The organism is Sphingobium sp. C100 (assembly GCF_000508185.1).
In the GTDB taxonomy this organism is placed as follows: Bacteria; Pseudomonadota; Alphaproteobacteria; order Sphingomonadales; family Sphingomonadaceae; genus Sphingobium.
In genome coordinates this window covers 24121-47564 of record NZ_AYOY01000035.1, presented here as the reverse complement: position 1 = coordinate 47564, position 23444 = coordinate 24121, and the positions used below count along the sequence as shown (strand labels likewise).

Below are 23444 nucleotides of genomic sequence, written 5' to 3'. Positions count from 1 at the left end.
GTTAAACGGGTTGATGGGTGGGCTTGGTCTTCGGCTTGCGCAGCAACAGATAGGCGGCGGGCAGGACGAACATCGACAGCAGCGGCGCGGTGAGCATGCCGCCGATCATCGGGGCGGCGATCCGGCTCATCACCTCCGAGCCCGCGCCCGAGCCGAGCAGGATCGGCAACAGGCCGGCGAGGATCACCGCGACCGTCATCGCCTTGGGCCGGACGCGAAGCAGCGCGCCTTCGCGCACCGCGGCCTCTACCTCGGCTGCATTCAGATGGGCGTCCCGCTCCTCAAGCGCGTTCTTCAGATAGATCAGCATCACCACGCCGAACTCCGCCGAAACGCCGGCGAGCGCGATGAACCCGACGCCGGTCGCAACCGACTGGTTGAAACCTAGCAAATAGAGAATCCAGATGCCACCTGTGAGCGCAAACGGCAGCGTGCCCATGATTAGCGCGGCTTCGTCGAACCGGCGGAAGATCATATAGAGCAGCACGAAGATGATCAGCAGCGTCGCGGGCACAACCAGCTTCAGCTTGTCGACCGCCCGCTCGAGATATTCGAACTGGCCGGAATAGGCGATGCTGACGCCCGGCGAGAGCTTGACCTGCTTCGCCACCGCGCGCTGGAGATCGCCGACGACCGAAGCGAGATCGCGGCCGCGGACATCGACATAGACCCAGGTCGAGGGCCGCGCATTTTCGGTCTTGAGCATCGGCGGCCCTTCAGCGATCGATATGTTCGCGACCGTGCCGAGCGTGATCTGCTGCCCCGACGGCGTCAGGACCGGCAGCGTGCGCAGGCCTTCCAGGCTGTCGCGCACCTCGCGCGGGTAGCGCACGCTGATCGGGTAGCGGGCTAGGCCTTCGACGGTCTCGCCGATCGTCTCGCCCCCGATCGCACCCGAAACGATCGCCTGCACATCGGTGATGTTGAGCCCGAACCGGGCGGCGGCAGCGCGATCGATGTCGACATCGACATAGCGCCCACCGGTCAGCCGCTCCGCGAGCGCCGAACTGACGCCAGGCACGGTCTTGGCCACCGTCTCGACGTCATGGGCGATACGGTCGAGCTGGACGAGATCGGACCCCGACACCTTGACCCCGATCGGGCTCTTGATGCCGGTCGCCAGCATATCGATGCGATTGCGGATTGGCGGAACCCAGACATTGGCGAGGCCGGGGAGTTTCACCGTGCGGTCAAGTTCGTCGATCAACTTGTCAGGCGTCATGCCCGGTCGCCACTGGTCGCGCGGCTTGAACTGGATGGTGGTCTCGAACATCTCGAGCGGCGCCGGATCGGTGGCGGTCTCAGCGCGCCCAGCCTTGCCGAACACGCTCTCCACCTCGGGCACGGTCTTGATGAGCCGGTCGGTCTGCTGGAGCAGTTGCGACGCCTTCGCCGCCGAGAGCCCCGGCAGTGCCGAGGGCATGTAGAGCAGGTCGCCTTCGTCCATATTCGGCATGAACTCACCGCCGAGGCGGGTGAGCGGCCAGGCCGTGGTCGCGAACACCAAGGCGGCGATCAGGAGCACTGTCTTGGGCCGCCGCATCGTCCAGTCGATCGCGGGCCGGTAGAGGTTGGTGAGCCAGCGGTTGACCGGGTTGGACTGCTCGGGCGGGATCTTCCCCCGGATCAGCAGACCCATCAGGATCGGCACCAAGGTCACCGATAGGATCGCCGCCGACGCCATCGCGTAGGTCTTGGTGAAAGCGAGCGGCGCGAACAGCCGCCCTTCCTGTCCTTCGAGTGTAAACACCGGAATGAAGGAGAGCGTGATGATCAGCAGGCTGAAGAACAGGGCGGGGCCAACCTCTGCGGCGGCTTCGGTGGTGACAATCCAGCGCATCTCGCCCTCGAGATGCTTGCCCGGATGATCCTGTTCCCAGTGCTCGATCTTCTTGTGGGCATTCTCGATCATGACGACGGCCGCATCGACCATCGCGCCGATCGCGATGGCGATGCCGCCCAAGGACATGATGTTGGCATTCACCCCCTGGAAGCGCATCACGACGAACGCCGCCAGCACCCCCAGCGGAAGAGTGAGGATCGCGACCAGCGCTGAACGGACGTGCCAGAGGAACAGGCCGCAGACGATGGCGACGACGATGAACTCTTCGACCAGCTTGTGGGTGAGATTCTCGACTGCGCGATCAATGAGCTGCGAACGATCATAGACCGTGACCACCTCGACACCGGGTGGCAGACTCTTTTTCAGGTCGGCGAGCTTGTCCTTGACCGCCGCGATCGTTTCGCGCGCATTCTTGCCCGAACGCAGGATCACCACGCCACCGGCGACTTCGCCTTCGCCGTTCAGTTCGGCGATGCCGCGCCGCATCTCGGGGCCGATCTGGATCGTGCCGACATCGCCGAGCCGGACCGGCACGCCACCGGCGGCGGTCCTGAGCGGAATCGCCCGGAAGTCGTCGAGCGTCTTCAGATAGCCCGAGGCGCGAACCATATATTCGGCCTCGGCCATCTCCAGCACCGAGCCGCCCGCTTCCTGATTGGCTTGGCTGATCGCCTGGACCGCTTGCTGATGGGTGATCCCATAAGCGGCCAGCTTCACCGGATCGAGCAGCACCTGATACTGCTTGACCATACCGCCGATGCTGGCGACCTCGGCGACGCCGGTCACCGTCTTCAGCTCGTAGCGCAGGAACCAGTCCTGAATCCCTCGGAGCTGCGACAGGTCGTGGCGGCCGGTGCGGTCGACCAGCGCATATTCATAGACCCAGCCAACCCCGGTGGCGTCCGGTCCGAGCGCGCTGCGGGCGCTTGCTGGCAGCCGCCCCTGCACCTGGTTGAGATATTCGAGCACGCGGCTGCGCGCCCAATAGAGGTCGGTGCCGTCCTCGAAGATCACATAGACGAAACTGTCGCCGAAGAAGGAATAGCCACGCACCGTCTTGGCGCCGGGCACCGACAACATGGTCGTGGTCAGCGGATAGGTGACCTGGTTCTCGACGATCTGCGGCGCTTGGCCGGGGTAGCTGGTGCGGATGATGACCTGCGTGTCGGAGAGATCGGGGAGCGCGTCGATCGCGGTCGATCGCACCGCCCAGACGCCCACGCCAATGAGCGCCAGTACGCCGATCAGAACGAAGAAGCGGTTCCTGACCGACCAGCGGATGAGATGGGCGATCACTGGCCAGCTACCTTCGCCATGCGACGCACGGTCGGCCCAGCCGGAGGTTGATCGAATCCGAAACGGACCCGATCGCCGGTCTTGAGGCCGCGCGCGACCTTAGGATCGGGAAGCTGGAAGGTCATCGTCATCGCTGGCCAGCCGATAGCCGGCACCGGCTCGTGACTCAGTGTTACCGTATTGGCGGTGATCTGCTCGATCTTGCCGACAGTCTCGTAGAGTCTGCCGATAACGGCGGGATTGGCGGCTATGGGCGCGCCACCCCCGATCGGCCGCGCCTGGACTCCGGACAGGCTCGCCTCGGAGTCTATCAGGAACTGGCCCGACGCCACGATCTTCTCACCCTCGCCCAGGCCCGCCAGGATCTCAGTCTGGCCCCCGGATTCCCGCCCGGTCTGGACCTCAGCCGGCCGATAGCGGCCCTTGTCGAGCGCGAGCATCACCAATGTCCGCTTGCCGGTACGGATCAGCGCTTCGGAGGGCACCAGCAGCGCCGGTTGCGTGACTCCGCCAAACGACACGGTGGCGAACATGCCGGGACGCAGGCGTCCGCTGCGGTTGGGCAACTCAATCCGGACGGTCAGCGTCCGGCTGTCGGCTTGCGTCTGCGGCAGGATCGCTGAAACGCGGCCTGACAAGATCTCGCCGGGAAATGCCGCGAGTGTCGCCCGCACGGTTTGCCCGGGTTTGAGCGGTCCGGCGATCGCCTCGGGCACGGCGGCATTGAGCCAGACAGTGCCGAGACCATTCACCTCTGCGAGCGTCTGTCCTGCCGTCAGTGTCATGCCGGCCCGCACGCCCAATGTTTTGACAACGCCGCCGATCGGCGTGGAGATCGTGATGACATTGTGCGGACGGCCGCCGCGCTCGACCGACGCGATGGTGCCAGACGGCATGCCAAGCAGCATGAGTCGCTGGCGGGCCGCCTGGGTCAGTGCTGCGTTGCCGGTGCGGCGCACCGCGAGAAACTCGGCCTGCGCCCCGCCCCACTCCGGCACCAGGATATCGGCGAGCGGCGCCCCCGCGCCGACCACGTCACCCGGCGCGCGACCATAGACTCGCTGCACGAAGCCCCCGGCGCGTGCCTGGACGACCGCGACATCGCGTTGGTTGAAGTCGATTGTGCCGGTCGCGGTGAGGCTGCTAGCCAGCTCGCCGCGTTGCACCGTGGCGATCCGCAGACCGAGCGCCTGCGAGGCGGAAGCGTCGACCGAAATGCCCGGCACCTGCGCGCTTGCTCCGCCCTCGTCCGCATACCGAGGGATCGTCTGCATCCCCATGGATGAGAGACCGGGGCCCTCATGGTGCTCGGCCGGTATCATCGGATCGTACCAATAAAGAATTTTGCGCGCTGCCGGCTTTACGGCCCCACCATCTTTTGTGCCCTGGAAGCCCGCTAGAGCGAACCCGAGACCGCCGGCAGCAAGCGCAAGAGCAGCAGCTGCGCCAAAGAGCCACCCGCGGGCTATCATAACCTGGCTCATCGATTTTCGCTCCGGTAGGTGAGTGTCAGCCGCGCACCGTCCGCGGTGACCAGGGCTTCACGATCAAGAGTCGTGATGGTGGCATCGGCCAGCGCGGCATAGGCGTCGGCGATATCGACGAGACTGGCACGACCAGCCGCATAACTGGCGGTTTCCAATTTCACGCGCTGCTCAGCGAGCGGTTGCAGTGTGCTCTGCGCACGCATCCATTGCTCATGGTGCATGACATGGTCGGCGATATCCGCATCAAGGTCGGCGGCGAGCGCGCGCCGCGAGGCCTCGCGTTCAGCCAGCACTCGTCCGGCATTTGCCTGGGCTGCCGCGATCCCGGCATTCTGGCGACTGCGCGTGAAGAACGGCAGGCTGACTGTCACACCGGCCGAGACATAGTCGCCGAACCGGGGATCGCGGCGCTGGTAGGCCAGGTTGACACCAAAATCGGAACGCCGGCCGGCATCGGCTACGCGCACATCGGCATCCGCCTGCCCGGCCTGGGCATCGATCATCTGGATGGTGGGGTGGCGGTCGAGTCCTGCGCGCAGACCCGCTGCGTCGACCGCAAAATCGGGGATCGGTCCGGCGATCTCCGGCGCGGGGTCTCCGGTCCAGCGGGTTAGCGTCGCGCGTGCCCGCGCCACGTTCGAGACGAGTTCACTGCGGCGATCCTGCATCGCGGCGACGGCTTGGCGCCCTGCAAGGGTCTGCGCCGGGCGCGCACCTCCCGATGCGACCGCGCCCGGCGTCGTTCCCACCACACGCTCGAGACGGGACAGAACATCGTCGAGCGCGGCAAGCCTGCGCTCGGCATAGGCCAGGTTGATCCAGGCTAGCGCGGTGCCAACCTCGACCGTGCGCGCCTCGACTGCGGTACCAGCCTCGGCCGCCAGTATGTCGCTGTCGGCGCGCGCCTGTTGCGCATGGCGCTTGGCGAGATTGGGAATGTCCTGGGACACGCCGACCCGCGCCATGCTGAAATTGTCGCGCTGCGGCTCGAACGCGAGCGGTCCCGATACCGGGAAACTGTCGATCCCAACTGCAAGCGTCGGATCAGGCAGGGCGCCGGCCGCGCCGCGCACGGAACGGGCGGCGTTGGCACCGAGCGCCTTCGCCTTGAGCGACGGCGCTTCCTGCCGGGCGCGCTGGAGGGCCGCGTCGAAGGTGAGCGGCTCGGCGAAGGCAATGCCGGGGATTGCCGCTAACAGCGGCATACACAAAAATAATCGCATGGAGATCTCCTGATCGGAGGTTCAGGCAAGCGTGGCACACCAGGCATGTCAGTGGCGGCAGGAAGGGGTATCCCGCCGCCACTGCTGGCCTAGCCGTCTATGCGACCTGAAGCGGCCAGAACCTGCTGCTAGCCAGCCGAGGCGCCGGACGGAGACATCATGCCATGCATCTCCTTCATACAATCCGCGGAGCTCATCTTCATCATGTCGCAGTCGCAGTTGGCCATCTTCGCGGTATCAGGCACCCAGACGCGCCGCTGAGCCGGTCCCGTGGCGCGCGGGCCATATTGGGGAACCGACTTCCACTCATAATGACCGGATTGTTGGCTGTGGTCGGGCTGGCCGGCGAATGCGGCGGCAGGCGCGGCAAGGGCTACGCCCAGCAGGGCGTAGAAAACACGGTTTTTCATGACTGTAATCCTTTGGCAAATCATCGTGGTAGCCGCAGATCGGACAGGATGTTTGAGTGCGCGATAGGCGCACCGATCCTGTCAGCCTGACGGCTGTGGTCGATCAGCCAAGGATAGTCGGTGGTTCAGGCTCGGGGGTCAGATCACTGCCATGCAGGGTCGACGTCGTGGTCCAGAATGCCATAGCTCCGTGAGCCACCGGCGATGCCGGGACGCGCGGCGCGTCGCGCAGAACCATCGGAACGACACAGCCCATTGATGCGACGCAGTCGAGCGTCAGCCCCTTGCAGGGCTTGCCCGAGGGCTGTTGTTTCTGAGCCATCGCATTCATGCAATCTGCGCTCATTCCCGAAATCGCCATCGGCGCGGAAACCGGGGCCGGGTTAGAGGCATAGGCCGCCGCTTGGCCCATGAGGCCAACCAAGGCTCCCAGCAGGAGGAAGAGATGCAGTACCCGTTTCACAGCCGTTACTTCTTACACCCGTCCTTATCGTAGAACAACGACATCATCGTCCGCCATGACGCGCAAAGACATGCTGTCCACCTGGACCGAAGGCGACGACATTATAGGGGTCCACGTGTTGCCCCGGGACTTCCATCCCCGGCGAGCCCATCGGCATCCCGGCAACCGCAAGTCCACGCACGCCGCGCGGCTTCTGGGCAAGGACGCGCTTCATGTCGGTAATCGGGACATGACCCTCGAATGCCATGCCGTCTACAATCGCTGTATGGCAGGATGACAGGCCCGAAGGAACGCCTTGGGTCCGCTGGAAGCTGGAGCGCTGGCGATCGTCGATGATGGTTACTTGGCGCCCGAACTGCTTACGCACCTGCGCCGCCCACTGCGCGCAGCAGCCACAGCCCGGATCGCGGTGAACCACGATAGGCGTCGCCGCCGCGCTGGCGACCGAAACCGACGCAAGGACCAACGACAATGCGACTTTGAGTTTCATATCGTCCTTCACCGCACCCATTCATCAAGGCTACCACTCTTCATAATACGCGCGACCGCCGCCTACCCCTCAAAAAGTGGCAGACGGTCGCAAGATTACCGTAGCGATCACGAACCGACATTCGTCGATGGGCAATCCAGGGTCGTTGCAGACCTCTCGCACTCGCGTCGATTTATGCAGTCGAAAAGCATTATTGCACCCGAGCAGGCCGCATTTCACATCTCAGCGACCCGGTCGCACGGCCGTAAGTTGACCGTTCGGAGTCCCGCATTCCCAACAGACGTGACGTATCTTTTCCTGTTCAATTCCACGTCGAGCAGAGCGACCCTCAGATCACATATTTGTCCCAGCTCGCATAATGTTCAGCGCTGCGCTTGCCGCGCGGAAGGCTGAGACCGACGAGGGCGAGCCCTATGATCACCGAAACGATCGTTCCCAGGTGGCCGGCCCCCGTCAGCAGGAAAGGGGCAGCAACCAGCCAGGCGCCGAGCGCGCCATTGATGAAGCGCACGGCGCGGGCAACTTCGGCGGTGGCGATGATCGCGACGGTGATGACCAGGGCACCAATGACATGGTCGCTGTTCGCCATGGCGCCCTCATTGCCCAGTGTCACCCGCGTGAGCATGAGGAATGCGCCGAGCGCGATACTGACCGCCAGCGTCCACGGCAGGGTCAGCCCCCGCTTTGCATCGGCCCAAAATGCGGCAGGCGACGACATCAGGTCGGAGGCGTCCTCACTGCCGGCCTCGCTCGCGTCGCCCTGGAAGAAGGTGCGAATCAGCGGCTTGCCGCGGCATTTCGCCCACACAAGGAACTGACCCATGGCGATGACCTCGTCGAGCGCGAAAGGGATCATGATCAGCATGGCGAGGGCGGCGATCAGCGCCAGCGTGCTCCAGGTGCCAATGACGATGGGCTGGCTGATGATGAAATAGATGCTGACCACGCCGAGTGGAATGACCAGGATGCCGAAGAAGGTCACCATCCACGGCATCGTGCGCCAGCGGTCGCGGGTGCCCATCACCGCCATCAGGATCTCGAGCACGTAGCTGATGGTGCCGAGACCGCCGTCGGGAATCGGCCACGCCTTTGACATGTTAGACGTGATGATCTCCTCGGTACCATTGCGCGGATCGCTCAACGAGCCGACAAAGAAGGGTTCCCAGACGCTATCGATGTGGCCCAGTTGGTATGCCGTCAGGATGCGCGAGGTAAGAAGACCTATCAGACCCATCACGACGATCGGCAGCCGCTGGGCATCGGTAGACGGGGAATAGGTCCAGCCGGGTGGGATGTTCTTGGGGTCCATCATCCCTGCCATGCTCATACCCGGCATCATCGGCACGAGCACCGACAGCGCGATCACAGCCGAGCCGATGAGCAAATCGTTGTTGTACTGCGCCGCGCTCGGGCTCCAAAAGATCAACGGCGCGAACAGCAGCCAGATCCCAACGAATGCGACCGCCCACTGAGCCCACGTCTTGGTGCGTGGTACAAGCGACAGCGCACCGAACAGCGCGATGGCAAGCCCGCTGACAAGATCGCTTACGGCCAGCGCGCTTGCACGCCACTCGATCGACGGCAGACCGCGATCGACCGTTACGAACCGCGCCGCCTCACCGACGCGCTGCGCGGTCATGGAGTCGTAGATGAGCGGGCTCGAGGCGAGCCACAGACCGAGGCCGATGTTGGCGTAGAGCGCCCAGCGCGCACGGCGCTCGTCGCGGTCCATCATGGCCATGTGATCGCCATGTGCACCGTGGCTGGACATCGCCATGTCCCCAGCCCCGTGCCCCACAGCGGCATGATCCATGTTGCCATGGTCCTTAGCTCCGTGCTCCATGCCGGGCATCGCGCCGGCTGCCGCTTCAGGCGGGTTATGGTCCAGCTCGGCCGGCTTCGGATCGGACTTGTCGTTCCAGGCGACGAGGTTTTCGTTGAGCTTGTTGTTCCGGTACCAGGCGCGCGGGTGGCGCTTCAACGCCGCAACGATCGTCGGAAGCGTTTCGCGAAGACTGTGCTTCGGCTCCCATCCAAGTAGCGACCGTGCGCGCGAGATATCGAGAATGTAGTGGTCGTTGCTGCTGTCGATCATCCAGGGCTGGATGAAATCGTCGTCGCCGAGTGCCTCGTTCTGAAGAACGATACCAGCCTTCGCGAGCGGCTGCGGGATGCGGATCGTCTTCCAGCCCTCGCCGTGGAGCGCCTCGCCGACGATGTCCTGGATTTCGGCGTAGCCGGGGGCATCGGGTTCGCCGATGAGCAGGGGCAGTTCAGACGGAAGATCGTGCCGCCGATCGACCAGGCGCACCACGGCTTCCGCCAGGTCATCGCGGTGCACCGATGATTGCGCCGCGCACAGCATGCCAGGATAGAAATGCGAGATCAGGCGGTGCTCGTAGATCTGCGATATCTGCTGTGCGAGGAACGCTGAGCGTCCCTCGTCGGCATAGACTCCTGCGGGTCGCAGGTAGACGACGGGTATCCGTCCGTGACGCTCGTGCAGCAGCGCCTCTGTGTCGACTTTGGACTGCGGGTACGCCCAGGAGGCACCGATCGGCGATTCCTCGTTGATGCGCTCCTGCGGAGTGGCGGTCGGTTTATGGACCAGCATCGTGCTGGCGAAGACGAATTGCTCGACATCGAACGACTGGAGTCCGTCGATCAGCCGCCGTGTCCCTTGGACGGTTACCTTGTCGTAGAGCGGATTGGGATCGCCAGAAATGTCATAATACGCGGCGAGATGAATGACGGAAGCAATGCGGTTGCCGTATCGCGCGCGAACCTCCTCGAGCGCAGCGTGAACCGCTTCATCCGAGCCGACATCAATGTCGATAGCGGCGGCGGGCGGTGGTGGCTCGGGCGGACCGGCGCGATCGAGACCGACGACCGTGTAGCGCTCGCCGAGCCGGGCGATCAGGGCCGCGGCGATAAAACCGCTCGCTCCGGTGACGAGGACGATCTCAGAAGCGCCTTTGGCGCCACTCGGACCGCTGCGCTCGATGTCGGTCATACTTCCACCATCCTGCTTCTTTCGCGAAGAGCGTCGATCGCTGGATATTTGAGCAAGATGCGCATGACGAAGCCTTTCCGACAGTACCCGATCATGTGCCCATCCTGTTTACTTCGAAGAACACACCTCAGGAAATCGGCTTTCGTGTATCTATTCCGGTGCTTTCGTCGGTTTGCGGTGGCGGGGGCGACGCACCGCGATCGCGATAGGAGGGCAGGTCCGGAGCGCCATCCGGCGCCGGGTTAGCTTGCAGGCGCGCGATCATCTGTTTCATTTGGGCGATCTCGCGTACCTGCGCGTCGATGATGCCATCGGCCAGCTTTCGAACCTCGGGGTCCTTGATGTGCGCGCGCTCGCTGGTCATGATCGCAATCGAGTGGTGCGGGATCATCGCCTTCATGTAGGAGACGTCGTCGACCGTTTCCTGGCTCCGCACCAGCCAAAGCGCTAAACCAAAAATGGCAGCGCTACCGAGCAGGATGCCGATATTGAGGCGGGTGTTCTTGTACATGCCCCACATGAAACTGAGCATGATCACCGCCATGACCGCGCCCATGACGAGCGCCATCCAGGTGCGCGTCTGGCTGAACTGGACATGGCTCAGCGCATAGGTGTTGAGATACATCAGCCCGAACATCACGACCGTAGACGTCGCAATCATCGCCACGAACCGGCCATAGCCCATGCCTATGCCCATGCCATTCTTCTTGTCTTCCATTGACCGACTCCGTCCTACCTCTAGGCTCCTCACCCTCCTCGGCTGCCAAGGGGGCATGCCTGCAACTCACTTCATACCCAAAGGGATCCAAGATCACCTGGAGTATGACCGGGAGGATGGACATTCAACTTTGATCATAGCCGGGTTTCCGCTGCGCCGTACCTCTGCATTGTTCAGCCAGGCTCTTGGGCGGCGACGCTTAACCGGCCAAGTTCTGAGGGCGCCCTGATGTCGACCGGCTTTGTCGCTATCAATTCCTTGAGCGGCCCGAGCAGCTATGATGATCCTGTTGCATACTGCGGGCGTGAGTGATTTGATCCTTGTACCGCCCGACGGCACCCTGGACCGCGAGAATCGCCCTAATTTACAGGCCATCGAGTACGCGTACCCCTTATCGCCAGAGCACAACCCGCTAGTAGCGGGAGCGTATCAAAAGATGCGATTAGTGCGACGACGTTTTGGCACGGGGTTTGCCCGGAGCTTTGATGGGGCTTCGTAACATTACGCATATTGAGTCGGGAGCCGGGTCCATAGTCTTGGTGGCGAAGAAAGGTTCTTCACCGCCAGTTTTCCTCGGCGGGTCTTGTAAACTCAGCCAAGGAGGCTTCCACCATGTTGCTCAAGAAGAAGATCACCATCGCGCTTGCAGGCCTCGCCGTGCTCGGCGCCGCGCCTACCTACGCCCAGGGCATCGGCCACAGCTTTTTCATGCGTGGATCGATCGTCGGCAAGGACACGACCGGAACGGTCGTTTGTGTGGGTAAGGCCGACGGCGCGACCGTAGGCCAGGTCCTCGAGGTCTACCGTGTGGAAAGCACACCTGGACCTTCGAAGACCCCCGGCGCGGGCTTCCGGCGCGTGGCCGTCGGGCACGTCAAGATCGATCACATTTTCGATGACCATTTCGCGCATGTGAGCATCGCCGACGGCACGCCGAAGGTCCACGACATCGTCGAACTCCGCAGGAAATAAGTCGGCAGCGGGGACGGCGACCGCCGTCCCCACCATCAACGCCACCTCGCTGCAGAACGAGACCGGCACGATCGCTCGCAACCAAGCGACGAACACCGGCCTGGGTGCACGAGACATGAATTGAAAGGAATCGAGATGCGCTTCAAGAAGTCAATATCGATGGCCATGGCGAGTATCGCCCTCGCCGGCGCGGTCCCCGCTCTGGCGACCGGCATCGGCCACAGCTTTTTTATGCGTGGATCGATCATCGGCAAGGACACGACCGGAACGATCGTGTGTGTCGGCAAAGCAGATGGCGCGACAGTCGGACAGGTGCTTGACGTCTATCGCGTGAAGACGCTGCCCGGCTCCGGCTACAAAGGAAGCGGCCCCGCTTATCGCCGAGACCTCATCGGCCACGTCAGGGTCGATCATATATTTGACGACCATTTTGCGCATGTGAGCGTCGCCGACGGCGCTCCCGCAGTTCACGACATCGTCGAGCTCCGCAAGAAATAAGGGCGTGCCGGGGAGGGGCTTGCCGCTCCCCATGATGCCTGATGGCGGCCGCAAGCGACGAAAAGTCGCGCGGCCTTTGAGCGGACAGGAGAGCGGCGATGATCGACCGACGTCCAAATATTTCTCTTGACCCTGGACCTAGGTCCAAGCGGCACTGTGCCTCCGAGACTTGCCATGTCACGGCTTAGAATCGGTGAGCTGGCCGAGGCTGCCGGCGTTCGAAAGGACACCATACGTTATTATGAGCGCACCGGCCTGCTCCCCGCTCCGCAACGGACCAGTGCAGGATACCGCGTCTATCATCCTGCAGACGTCGAACGCATCAAGTTCGTTCGCGCTGCACAGGGGCTCGGTTACACCCTCACCGAAACGCACGCGCTCCTGCTGGTGCGGGCCGGAGACGCCCTCGCCGGGTCGGATATCCTCGCCGTCACGCGGGTCAAACTGCGCGAAGCACTGGTCAGGGTGGAACAGCTCAAGCTTATCGAAACAGGCCTTGAGCAGCTGGGTGAAGCGCCCTCGCACGAAGCCGAAAGCGACCCTTGCCCGATCCTCTTTCTGGTTCGGGACGGGCGGCTGTCTCAATTGGCCGCAGATCAGCCAGAACAAATGTCCGTGGGAGAGGACCACACCACCTGCACAGGGAAGGACTGAACATGAAATACTCTATCTCGCTGGGATTGCTACCACTGGCGCTGCTCGGCGCTTGCGCGACCCTTCCGCCGACTAGCGCGCAGATCGCGAGCTGCAAGGCCATGGAAGACAATATGGGTCTCGCGACGCCCCATGATCACAACGAGATGAAGGGACAGGGGCGCAACCCGATGAATCTCTCGCACGATCGCTGCCTGCAGATTCTCAAGCAGCAATGACACCCTGATCTGTCGGTCGAGCACGCTTATCAAGCTCGTCCGACGGGATTTGCGTTCGACCGCTCACTCTCATTCGGAGACACATCATGAAGACTCACCTCACGAATACGTCCGGGAAGATCGTCTCGGGGCTCACAGCCCTTGCGCTTCTCGGAACGCTTGCTGCGTGCGGCAAGAAGACGGACGGCACGCAAAACCAGGCTGCCTCCAATGCCTCTGCAAGCGCGCCCGGCGCTCTTGAAAACGACACCGCCGCCGCCACGGACTCTGTCGGGACCGACAACACGGCGGCCGATATGGATGAGCGCCACCGTCAGGATATGGACCACAGCGACATGCGCCGGGGTGGGCCGATGATGCCCAATGGCGCCCCGCCTACGAGCACGCCCGACAACAGTCAGTCCGCCCCGATGAAGGATATGTAAGCCGAGCAGGCTGAAAACCCCGGCACTGCCCGACCTGAGCAAGACCAATTCGAAGGAATAATGCCGCGACCTTTCGAATGGTCGCGGCAACGGAGACGCGCCATGACATATTTCACGATCGGAAAGCTGTCGCGTGCGCTCGGCATCCGTCCCGATACCATTCGCTATTACGAGCGCAACGGTCTGCTTCCTCCGCCCGCCCGGTCTTCTGCCGGTTACCGCACCTATGGCGACGCCGATCTCGAGCGCGTGCGGTTCATTCGCAAGGGGCAGCAGCTGGGTTTCACGCTTCGCGAAATCGGAAGCCTGCTCGATTTGCGCGCGTCCGACACCGCGACAACCGCCGATGTCCTGGCCATCACCGAGAGCAAGATAAATGAAGCGACCACCCGTATCGATGATCTGACCCGCATCAAGACCGCCCTGTCCGCCCTGTCCGCCCAATGCTCGATCGACATTCCCATCGCGGATTGCCCGATCCTCGCGCATCTCGCGAGCATTCCCAGGGGAAGCCCACCTGGCGACGGCGACCCTCATGCCGCCCGCGCAGTGAAGGCGTCCATATGAGACCTGTTTTGCAGCGTTTGGGTTTACTGCTGCTTTGGGCAAGTCGGCGCCAAGCGCGCGCGCTCCTCAGCCGAGCAAGTTTAGCCTTGGCTGTTATCGCTGCGGTTGGCGGCCTGGCCCAGCCTTCTGTTGCCGAGCATCTGCCCGGTCAGCATTTGGGCTCGAAGACGGATCTCATCGGTATCTGGTCATTCGACGCCCGGTCCGGGTGCAAGACCGGTACAGCCTGGGAGTTCCGGGCGGATGGATCTTATAATGAGATCAGTTTGCCCGACCGTGCACCGCAGGCCACCGGGACGTGGTACGAACGCGGTGACATCATCTTTTATTCCCTGGCGCGGCCAGAGACAGTCGCCCCGGGGCGGCCTGACAAACGCATGGTGATCATCGAACGCGAACCCGATCGCCTCGTCGCATTGGGAGGTCGCAGAGTTCGCCACGTGATGCACAGGTGTCCGTGATGACCGAGAGCCTCATTGTGGAGGGCATCCACTGGATCACGCGTGCCATCGAAGTCACCGGGACGGCGATCATCGTCGTGGGCGCCGGTTCTTCGCTGATCAGATTCCTGCAGCAATCCCTGAAAGGTCCGATCGACCAACATGTCGTCGGCAACTTCAGGTCGAGCCTCGGTGAAGCCATTCTTCTCGGACTCGAATTCCTGGTTGCGGCCGACATCATCAACACTATCGCGATCCAGCCAACGCTTAGCAGTCTCGCGGTCCTTGCCGGCATTGTGCTGATACGAACCTTCCTGAGTTTCTCGCTAGAGGTCGAGATCAAGGGTCGTTGGCCCTGGCAGCGGGCGACGGGAACCCCGCGCGATGATTGAGCATCGGCGCCGGCTCCGGGCGCCCGGGCGACAACGCCGGGGAAACAGGAAACTACGTATATTGGCGAAAATCGATTTGTGGTCCCTCGGGGCCGTTGCCAGCCGGATGTTCGGCCGGTCATAGCAATGGAGTATTGATCATGATCATGACGCGTTCTTCCCGCTTGCGCGCGCTCGCCCTAGGGGGTGCAATCGTGCTGTCGCCCGCCATCGCCTCGGCCCAGGGGCAAACCACCGGCCATCCGTCGACCCAGTCTGCGCCCTCCGCCAACGGGTCGATGCCGGCAGGCGGCATGGAGAAGCACGACGCGATGCCAGGCATGGCCGGCATGCCGATGCAGGACGACAAGATGCCTGCGGCCATGCCTCCGATGGCAAAGAAGGCCGGATGCTGCGGCATGAAGAAGATGCCGATGGCCAAGCACAAGGCAGCCCCGCACCGCCGCCATGCGAAACCCGCCACCGCGAAGCCGGCGCCGATGCCCGCGGACAAGCCGATGCCCATGAAGGATGACATGTAAGGAAGTCCTCAGGTGACGCGCCCTCACAACAACATCACCGGCCTCAAGCTATCGCGGGCTTTGAGGACGAGCGGTATCGCACTCGCGCTGGCGATGATCTCCGGATCACCGCCAGCGTCGGCGCAGATGGCCGAGTCAGAGCACGCGTCGCATCATCCAGCGGGCGGAGCCGCCGCGCCAGCGGCGATGCCAGCGGGCAACGTGATGGGGGCAGCAGCTCCGGCCGCGGCGAAAGCTGCCGATCCCATGGCGGCGATGATGAAAGGGATGATGGTGCCGTCGCCGGGTACCAAAATGGGCGCGGGACCGGCGGGATGCTGTGGAAACGGCGGCGCCAAACCCTTCTACCCCTCGCTGATGGACTGGCCCGTCCTGACCGATGAGGCACGACGGACGGTACGCGCCGCGGCTCTCGCCCGCCTGGGGTCGGGCGCCGAGGTCCTGACCGCGGAGCAAGCCCGGCTTCACCACGCTCTCATGTCGAACGACACGAAAGGAGCCCAGGATGCGATCAGGGGCGCCCGCGAAGGCCTCGCACTCGCGGACAGCGGAGCAGGCGCGCTCAGGGGCCTCGAAGAGGGCCGCCCTCCCCGGCAGATTGCCCTGAGCTGGTTCAAGACCCAGTCGGGTTTTGCCGTCAGCGACCAGATGGCATACGGAAACGAGCTGGCGGGCCTTTCCTGGTGGCACCTGATCGCGATGGCGCTGCTGGCGGCGGCTCTGGTTGCGGCGCTGCTACTCCGATGGGCGCGGCTGCGCCGCATCGCAAGCTTGGTGGAGCGGCTCGCACCAGGCGGGGCTACACCACCGGCCAGTCCGGCCACCTCTCCGGCCCCGGCCCCCATCGTGCCGGCGCCCGCTGCTCCTGCAGGCGCAGCTACGCCCGGCAGCGCCACGCCGGCAGCGCCGCGCCTGTGGAAAGGCGTCCTGCGGATCACCGCGATCTTCGACGAGACCCCGAGCGTCAAGACGTTCCGGCTCATGGAACCGAACCGCGGGCCGATGCCGTTCACGTTCCTGCCCGGCCAATATGCCTCGATCACCTCGGAGATCGAAGGCCAGAAGGTCCGACGATCCTACACGATCTCGTCGTCGCCCACACAGCGCGACTATATCGAGCTCACGATCAAGCGCGAACAATATGGGCTGGAATCGCGCCATCTCCATGATCATGCCGCTACGGGCGACCTTCTCGAGATTGCGGCGCCCGCGGGCCGGTTCTTCTTCACCGGCAAGGAAGCCGAGGGGATCGTCCTGATCGCCGGCGGAGTCGGCATCACACCGATGATGAGTGTGCTGCGCAGCCTGACGGACCGCTCCTATGAACACGACATCTACCTCCTCTACGGTGTCAACACGCCGACGGATCTGATCTTTCGCGAGGAATGCGACTATCTGGCGCGGCGCCACCACAAGCTTCACATCGTCTCCATCGTCGCAAAGCCCGAAGGGACCGACTGGGCCGGGCCTTCCGGTTATTTGACGGCCGATTTCATCGCCGCTTCCGTTCCCGAAATCGCCAGCAGGCGCGTTCACCTGTGCGGCCCGCCGCCGATGATGGACGCGGTGAAGGCGGCGCTTGCGCAGCTCAAGGTGCCGGCGGAGCAGGTAAAGACGGAGGAATTCGCGCCCCCCAAGGGCGGACCCGTCCTTGAAGATGAACCGGCGGAGACCGCGACCGACAGCTCGGCATCGGCCGCCCCGCAGACGCCGCCCGCCATTCCTTCCGCGCAGGCGACGATCGCTTTTTCGAAGTCCGGCAAAAGCGGTGCACTCGCACCCGATCAGTCCGTGCTCGAGGCGGCGGAGGCCATTGGCGTGGCCATCGACTATGAATGCAGGGTCGGCATCTGCGGAAGGTGCAAGGTCCCGCTGCGGCAGGGCCAAGTGACGATGGAAGTGGAAGACGCTCTCGCCGCCGACGAGAAGGCCGACGGTATCATCCTCGCCTGCCAGGCAAAATCGGTGGGCGATCTCGTGGTGGACGCTTGAGATGACCGAAACCGAGAAAGTAACGGTCGGCGCTCTCTTGACCGCTCTTGCGCTGCTGGTCCCGGCCTTCCTGCTGCATTCCGCGCCGCGGTTCCCCGGGAGCCTGGCGGGAGGCCTGTTCGGCATCGCCGCCGCCCTGCTTTTCGTGCTCCTGCTCGTCTACAGCATCGTGAAGCGGCAGGCGTGGGTCAAGCAGCGCACGCAGCGTCTCGTCTCGCTTGGCGGACTGCTCAGTTTCCATGTGTATGCCGGCGCGATCGGCGCGCTGCTCGGGATTATCCATTCAGGGCACAAGTTTCAAAGTCCGATCGGCATCGCCCTCGTGATCGCGATGCTGACAGTCGTCGTCACGGGCTTCATCGGCCGATATTATCTGGCGCAGGTCGGCCAGGAATTGCGGTTTCAGCAAAAGGAACTCAAGGTCCTGCGCGACCGCTATGACGTCCTGGCGGCCGTATCGGCCGATCTGCACGGTCAGAACATCGTTGATCCATCAGGACTGCCGCTGGACTCGCTGCTCGGCGCGATAGCCGATCTCGAATTCACGATTACCGCACGCGACGTCATCAAGGCCACGCTCGACAGGTGGATCGTCGTGCATATCGTCGCGGCGATCATCATGTACGGATTGCTGACGATGCACATCTGGAGCAGCATCTACTTCGGCCTGCGGTGGTGGCCATGAACCGGACGACCATCGTCTATCTGATCCTTGCGACGCTCGCGGTGGCCGCCGCGATCGCCGTCCCCCTCACCATCTACCGCTCGGGCAGCACCGCGCTGCCGCAATGGGCGTCGTCGGTTCGACCCGGGCCGCTATCGAACGCCCATGCATTTCTCGAAGGCAAGTGCGAGAGCTGTCACACGCCCAATCGCGGGATCAAGGCCGAAACCTGTATTGCCTGCCATGCGTCGGCGCCGGAATTGCTTATGAAGCCGGAGACCGCCTTCCACGTTAACGTCACGGAATGCGCCGGCTGCCATGTCGAACATCAGGGGAGAGACATTCGGCCGGTCCGCATGGATCATGCCGTACTCGAGAAGATCGCCCAGCGTGGCATGAACCATCCCGCGGGGCTCGACTGCCAGTCCTGTCATGCCCCCCGGGACACGCATAAGGGCTTCTTCGGCACGGACTGCGCCAGCTGCCATCTCACGAGCAGCTGGAAGATCAGCGGATTTCTCCACCCCAGCCCCAAATCAACCGAATGTTCGCAGTGCCACAAGCCGCCGCCGAGCCATAACATGATGCACTTCGAAATGATGGACAAGACGATCACCGGCGAGAAGAGCGCCCGCGTGGAGCAGTGCTTCGCGTGTCACCAGACCGACTCATTCAACAATATCAAGGGTGTCGGCATGGTGAAGGTCCATTGACCCGTCATAGGGGTGTACCGGCAACAGTCGCTACGCGCGCTTTACTCCAGCCCGAAAGAGCAATTCGAGGATTTCCCGGAGTTGGAAAGGGCGCTGCCCGACAGCTTTTCCTCGCGCCACGTCCGTTCGCGCGAAAATGCCGCTGCCCGCAGACCACATTCACGAAACCGAACTCAAGGATCCGTAACCGGCCGACCAAAGAACTGGAAAAATGGGACCAGCGTGCACGAGAACCCCGTTGGCGCGCGAGCCGGATTCCCAACAGGACGGCCCTTTGATGAAAGCTCCACGCCCAAAGGCGTCTCGCACCCGCCGATTGCGACGCATCCGCCAAATATTTGGCCCAGGATTTATTGCCGGAGCCGCCGACGACGATCCCAGCGGGATTGCAACCTATGCGCAAGCCGGCGCGGCTTATGGATATATGCTTGGCTGGACCATGCTTCTCACCTGGCCGCTTGCCGCGGCCGTGCAGGAGATCTGTGGTCGAATAGGGCGAAGTACCCGCGCCGGGCTGGCTGAAACCATTCGTCGTCGTTGTCCATCACCCGTTCTAAGGCTCGTTGTCCTCCTCCTGTTCATCGCAAATATCATCAATCTCGGGGCCGACCTGGGTGCAATGGGCTCGGCGATGTCTCTCATAGGCGGCGGTCCCCCGCACCCCTGGGTGATCGTCTTTGCGCTTGCTTCAACATTGCTCGAGACGTTTGTGGACTATCAGCGATATGCCCGGCTCTTGCGATGGATGACCCTGGCGCTCCTGGCTTATGCGGCGACGGCATTTGTGGTGCATGTATCCTGGGGCTCGGTCTTGCGCGGGCTTGTAGTACCAGCCATGCCCGGCTCGGGAGCGTGGATGCTGGTGGCGGCGATCTTTGGCACCACGATCAGCCCCTATCTTTTCTTTTGGCAGGCCTCGCAGGAAGCCGAAGAAGCGGGCCTGGCCAGCGCTGGTGATGCGGAGCCAGGGCCAGACTGGCAAGTGCGCCGTATCCGACTGGACAGCTGGCTCGGAATGCTGTTCTCGAACGTCATTGCCATCTTCATCATCGTGACGACGGCCGCAACTCTGAATGTCGCTGGAACCACCCAGATTGATACGGCTGCTCAAGCGGCCGAGGCGCTTCGACCGCTTGCAGGCGATTTTGCCTTCGCGCTTTTCGCTGTCGGAATCATCGGGACCGGCATGCTCGCCATTCCGGTGCTCGCCGGCTCTGCGGCCTATGCCGTTTCTGAAGCATTTGGTTGGCGGACCGGCCTTGCGCAAAGCGCTGGGCGGGCCAAGGCCTTCTATGGCGTAATTGCTGCCGCGGGGTTGCTGGGTGTGCTTGTGCACTTCTCCTCGATCGATCCGATGAGGGCATTGCTATGGAGTGCTGTCGTCAACGGCTTTGTTGCAGCCCCACTTATTGCCCTGGTGATATGGCTCGGCTCGGATTCCGAAGCGATGAACGGCCAGCCCATTCCTCGGCGGCTGCAACTGCTCGGTGGCGCAGCCTGTCTGGTCATGGTCGGTGTTGCCATAATGACCACAGTTTCGTGGATCGCCCCGACCGCGCGATAAATGATGATGATCCCCTGGCGATCCAGCGCTCGCACGCACAGATCAAGCTTGGCACGAGATTGACGCGTTCCGCCCTCAGCAATTTCAGCATCGTGAATCCGGCCGACGCGCGGCCTGGCTCAGGCGACGCCGGTCAGCAAGTCCTGCGCACATTACGTAACGCGACGTGTGTGTGCTTGCCATAAATCGAAGAAATGCAAGCCAATCGCCCAAGTCACCGCGCCAGCATTAACGCCGTCAGGCCGGCGCGGCCGCGCAATCCTGTGTCCAAGCTGCTCAGGCGTGGAGACAGAATATTGGCCTTGACTCTGGACGGTGGTCGAAGCCCGACAACATGGTCGGATCATGAACCCCATTGCTCGGCAACCGTCGTCTTGCCGCGGCGCGAACACGAGGGAGCAGCGGACGCGGCCCCCAAGGCGGCATGAGCCGCTCTGAGAGATATTTTCATATTTGAGGTCGAGCATGAACCACTCTGTGATCATTCCCCCGCTCAAGCGTATCGCTGTCGTAGGAACCTGCATTCCAAGGCAGTGTGGCATCGCCACCTTCACCAACGATCTGCAGCAGGCGTTGAAGAACTGCGATTCCGATCTCTCTTCAATGACGATCGCGTTGACGGACGATGCCAACACTTACGCCTATCCGCCCGATGTCGCCCTGGAGATCCAGCAGGCCTCGCCCGCGTCCTATGCAGTCGCCGCCGACTTCCTCAACGTGTCGAACGTCGATCTCGTTTCTCTTCAGCACGAGTTCGGGATCTTCGGAGGTGAGGCCGGTGAATTCATCCTTGGCCTTCTCAGCGGCCTCAACGCTCCGATCGTCACGACGCTGCACACCGTACTGGCCAACCCCAACCCTGCACAACGTCGCGTCATGGATGGCATCATCAAACACTCATCCCGCCTCGTCGTCATGGCGGACAAAGGACGGCGCATTCTGCAGGACGTCTATGATGTCCCGACCGAGCACATCGCCGTGATACCCCACGGCGTTCCGGACCGCGCCTTTATCGATCCGGCGATGGCGAAGCACAAACTGGGACTTGCAGACCGGACCTTGTTGATGACCTTTGGCCTGCTTGGTCCAGGCAAAGGTATCGAAACGGCAATTCGCGCAGTGCCGGCACTCGTTCGCGACCATCCCAATCTGCTCTATATGATTGTCGGCGCGACCCACCCCAACCTCGTTAGGGATGAAGGCGAACGCTATCGCGATAGCCTCGTTGCACTCGCAACCGAACTCGGCGTCATCGAGAATATTTGCTTTGTCGACCGTTATCTCTCACTGGATGAGCTGCTCGACCATTTGGCTGCATGCGATATCTACCTATCGCCTTACCCCAATGAAGCGCAGATCGTTTCAGGAACGCTCGCTTACGCTGTTGCCCTTGGTAAAGCGGTCGTCTCCACGCCCTTCTGGTATGCGCAGGAACTGCTCGCCGACCATTGTGGCGTGCTGGTGCCTTTTTCGGAACCGGATGCACTCGGAGCTGCCGTCGCTCGATTGATCGTCGATGGCGCGTCGCGTAGCGAGATTAGAACCCGCGCGTACGAGCGCGGTCGCGCGATGATCTGGTCGAGCGTGGCGAAGCAGTACCTGAAAGTCTTCTCCGATGTCCGATTTGAAAGACGCTCCGGCGCTTCTCGGGCTATACGTCCTGTAAATGACGAAGCCTGGAACAGGGCGCTTCCACCGATAAACACGGACCATCTCGCCGCTCTTACCGACATGGTCGGCGTAACCCAGCACACAAAATTCGCGGTTCCGGACCGGAGACACGGCTATTGCCTCGATGACAACGCGCGCGCGCTGTTGCTTCTCTCCGAACTATCGACGCTGCGTTCTCTTACTCCACACGAGGAGCAGCTTGCGTTGACATATGCCGCATTCGTTGAGCACGCCTGGTCGCCAAAGGATAACCGCGTCCACAATTTCATGGGGTTCGACCGCACATGGCTCGACGATGCGGGAGCCGACGACGCGCATGGCCGCACGGTCTGGGCGCTGGGGGCGGTCGCAATGCGAAAAGACGATCGATTCCTGGACGGATGGGCCGCCGCGCGCTTGCTGGAGATGGCGCCGGCGTTGGTAGCGCTGACCACGCCGCGTGCCTGGGCCTACGGGCTGCTCGGCATCTCAAAGCTTCTCCGGCGCTTCCCGGGCCATCGCAATCTGGAACAGCTGCGAGGAGAACTGTCCAATCGCTTGTTCCAACGTTGGTCTGACGCCGCCGCGCCCGACTGGATCTGGTTCGAAGACAGGCTCGGCTATGACAATGCCCGATTGTGTGAAGCTCTCATCGAAAGCGGCCATGACACTGGCAACGAGTCTCACCTTGATGCCGGCCTCGATACGCTGCGCTGGCTGATGACGCTGCAGACGGCTGAAGCTGGGCACTTTCGGCCGATCGGAACCGAAACATTTGGAAGCGACAGGCGGCGCCCGCAGCCGTTCGACCAGCAGCCTCTCGAGGCTTGTGCAGCGGTGAGCGCATGCCTTACCGCGGCCCGAGTCACCAGCGACGTCCGGTGGAAGCGCGAAGCGCGCCGGGCCTTCAATTGGTTTCTCGGGGCAAACGACCTTGGCATCCCCGTCGTGGACGTCGAACGAGGCGCCTGCTTCGATGGTCTCCATCCAGACCGGCGCAATGCCAACCAAGGCGCTGAATCGACGCTCGCATATCTTTCCGCACTGACCGCGATCCTGAGCACGGCCGAACAGGATAGCTCGTCGAGCAGAGCGGCACGCGTAGTCGAACTCTGCGCGGCCGGTACTAAGCCTCTCAGGCGGGTACCCAACGGGGTCCGAACAGGTCTTCCCGAAGACCGCCCAGAAGCTCAGCTTTCCTGTGGATGCCCAAATCCATGACGACGGTATC

21 protein-coding genes are annotated in these 23444 nt (G+C 62.9%); 13 read left to right on the top strand and 8 right to left on the bottom strand.

Features of this window, described 5'->3' with window-relative positions:
• Nucleotide 1 precedes the first annotated feature (1 nt).
• The 8 genes from C100_RS28925 to C100_RS28890 all read right to left on the bottom strand — a co-directional run bounded on the left by C100_RS28925 (nt 2) and on the right by C100_RS28890 (nt 10943).
• Complete coding sequence (locus tag C100_RS28925) at nt 2-3139, bottom strand: efflux RND transporter permease subunit (protein ID WP_024018520.1); 3138 nt, start codon at nt 3137-3139, stop codon at nt 2-4.
• Nucleotides 3136-4623 (bottom strand): efflux RND transporter periplasmic adaptor subunit, encoded by a 1488-nt coding sequence (locus C100_RS28920; protein ID WP_024018519.1) that lies wholly within the window; start codon nt 4621-4623, stop codon nt 3136-3138. Before C100_RS28920 ends, C100_RS28925 begins: the two co-directional genes overlap by 4 nt.
• A complete protein-coding gene (locus C100_RS28915) occupies nt 4620-5831 on the bottom strand; it encodes a TolC family protein (protein ID WP_442196422.1) in 1212 nt (403 codons plus the stop codon). Before C100_RS28915 ends, C100_RS28920 begins: the two co-directional genes overlap by 4 nt.
• A gap of 146 nt (nt 5832-5977) precedes the next feature.
• Nucleotides 5978-6259, bottom strand: a complete 282-nt coding sequence (locus C100_RS28910) for a hypothetical protein (RefSeq protein WP_024018517.1) — start codon at nt 6257-6259, stop codon at nt 5978-5980.
• A gap of 103 nt (nt 6260-6362) precedes the next feature.
• The gene (locus C100_RS28905) at nt 6363-6722 is read right to left on the bottom strand and encodes a hypothetical protein (protein ID WP_024018516.1); all 360 of its coding nucleotides are present in this window, start codon (nt 6720-6722) and stop codon (nt 6363-6365) included.
• Between the two features lie 43 nt (nt 6723-6765).
• Nucleotides 6766-7212, bottom strand: a complete 447-nt coding sequence (locus tag C100_RS28900; protein WP_031308719.1) for a DUF411 domain-containing protein — start codon at nt 7210-7212, stop codon at nt 6766-6768.
• Between the two features lie 328 nt (nt 7213-7540).
• A complete protein-coding gene (locus C100_RS28895) occupies nt 7541-10225 on the bottom strand; it encodes an NAD-dependent epimerase/dehydratase family protein (protein ID WP_024018514.1) in 2685 nt (894 codons plus the stop codon).
• 127 nt (nt 10226-10352) lie between these two features.
• A complete protein-coding gene (locus C100_RS28890; RefSeq protein ID WP_024018513.1) occupies nt 10353-10943 on the bottom strand; it encodes a DUF305 domain-containing protein in 591 nt (196 codons plus the stop codon).
• 612 nt (nt 10944-11555) lie between these two features.
• Between C100_RS28890 and C100_RS28885 the strand changes: the two genes are divergently transcribed.
• From C100_RS28885 to C100_RS28820, 13 genes are all read left to right on the top strand, one after another.
• Nucleotides 11556-11915 (top strand): hypothetical protein, encoded by a 360-nt coding sequence (locus C100_RS28885; protein WP_024018512.1) that lies wholly within the window; start codon nt 11556-11558, stop codon nt 11913-11915.
• A gap of 135 nt (nt 11916-12050) precedes the next feature.
• The gene (locus C100_RS28880) at nt 12051-12413 is read left to right on the top strand and encodes a hypothetical protein (RefSeq protein ID WP_024018511.1); all 363 of its coding nucleotides are present in this window, start codon (nt 12051-12053) and stop codon (nt 12411-12413) included.
• A gap of 174 nt (nt 12414-12587) precedes the next feature.
• On the top strand, nt 12588-13067 hold the full coding sequence (locus C100_RS47725) for a MerR family transcriptional regulator (protein ID WP_082679233.1): 480 nt from the start codon (nt 12588-12590) through the stop codon (nt 13065-13067).
• 2 nt (nt 13068-13069) lie between these two features.
• The gene (locus tag C100_RS28870; protein WP_024018509.1) at nt 13070-13285 is read left to right on the top strand and encodes a hypothetical protein; all 216 of its coding nucleotides are present in this window, start codon (nt 13070-13072) and stop codon (nt 13283-13285) included.
• An 86-nt stretch (nt 13286-13371) separates the two neighbouring features.
• Nucleotides 13372-13710: a hypothetical protein gene (locus C100_RS28865; protein ID WP_024018508.1), complete on the top strand. Its 339-nt coding sequence runs from the start codon at nt 13372-13374 to the stop codon at nt 13708-13710.
• A 102-nt stretch (nt 13711-13812) separates the two neighbouring features.
• Nucleotides 13813-14277 carry a heavy metal-responsive transcriptional regulator gene (locus tag C100_RS28860; protein WP_024018507.1) on the top strand — a complete coding sequence of 155 codons (465 nt, stop codon included), beginning with the start codon at nt 13813-13815 and terminating at the stop codon, nt 14275-14277.
• Between the two features lie 460 nt (nt 14278-14737).
• Nucleotides 14738-15109, top strand: a complete 372-nt coding sequence (locus C100_RS28850; protein ID WP_024018505.1) for a DUF1622 domain-containing protein — start codon at nt 14738-14740, stop codon at nt 15107-15109.
• Between the two features lie 140 nt (nt 15110-15249).
• Nucleotides 15250-15630: a hypothetical protein gene (locus C100_RS28845; protein WP_024018504.1), complete on the top strand. Its 381-nt coding sequence runs from the start codon at nt 15250-15252 to the stop codon at nt 15628-15630.
• A gap of 12 nt (nt 15631-15642) precedes the next feature.
• The gene (locus C100_RS28840; RefSeq protein ID WP_024018503.1) at nt 15643-17622 is read left to right on the top strand and encodes an FAD-binding oxidoreductase; all 1980 of its coding nucleotides are present in this window, start codon (nt 15643-15645) and stop codon (nt 17620-17622) included.
• A gap of 1 nt (nt 17623) precedes the next feature.
• Nucleotides 17624-18307 (top strand): iron reductase, encoded by a 684-nt coding sequence (locus C100_RS28835; RefSeq protein ID WP_024018502.1) that lies wholly within the window; start codon nt 17624-17626, stop codon nt 18305-18307.
• Nucleotides 18304-18999 carry a cytochrome c3 family protein gene (locus C100_RS28830; protein ID WP_024018501.1) on the top strand — a complete coding sequence of 232 codons (696 nt, stop codon included), beginning with the start codon at nt 18304-18306 and terminating at the stop codon, nt 18997-18999. The genes C100_RS28835 and C100_RS28830 overlap by 4 nt, the downstream gene beginning before the upstream one ends.
• Nucleotides 19000-19237: 238 nt before the next feature.
• Nucleotides 19238-20563 carry an NRAMP family divalent metal transporter gene (locus tag C100_RS28825; protein WP_226949255.1) on the top strand — a complete coding sequence of 442 codons (1326 nt, stop codon included), beginning with the start codon at nt 19238-19240 and terminating at the stop codon, nt 20561-20563.
• A gap of 465 nt (nt 20564-21028) precedes the next feature.
• A complete protein-coding gene (locus C100_RS28820; protein WP_024018499.1) occupies nt 21029-23434 on the top strand; it encodes a glycosyltransferase family 4 protein in 2406 nt (801 codons plus the stop codon).
• Nucleotides 23435-23444: the final 10 nt, after the last annotated feature.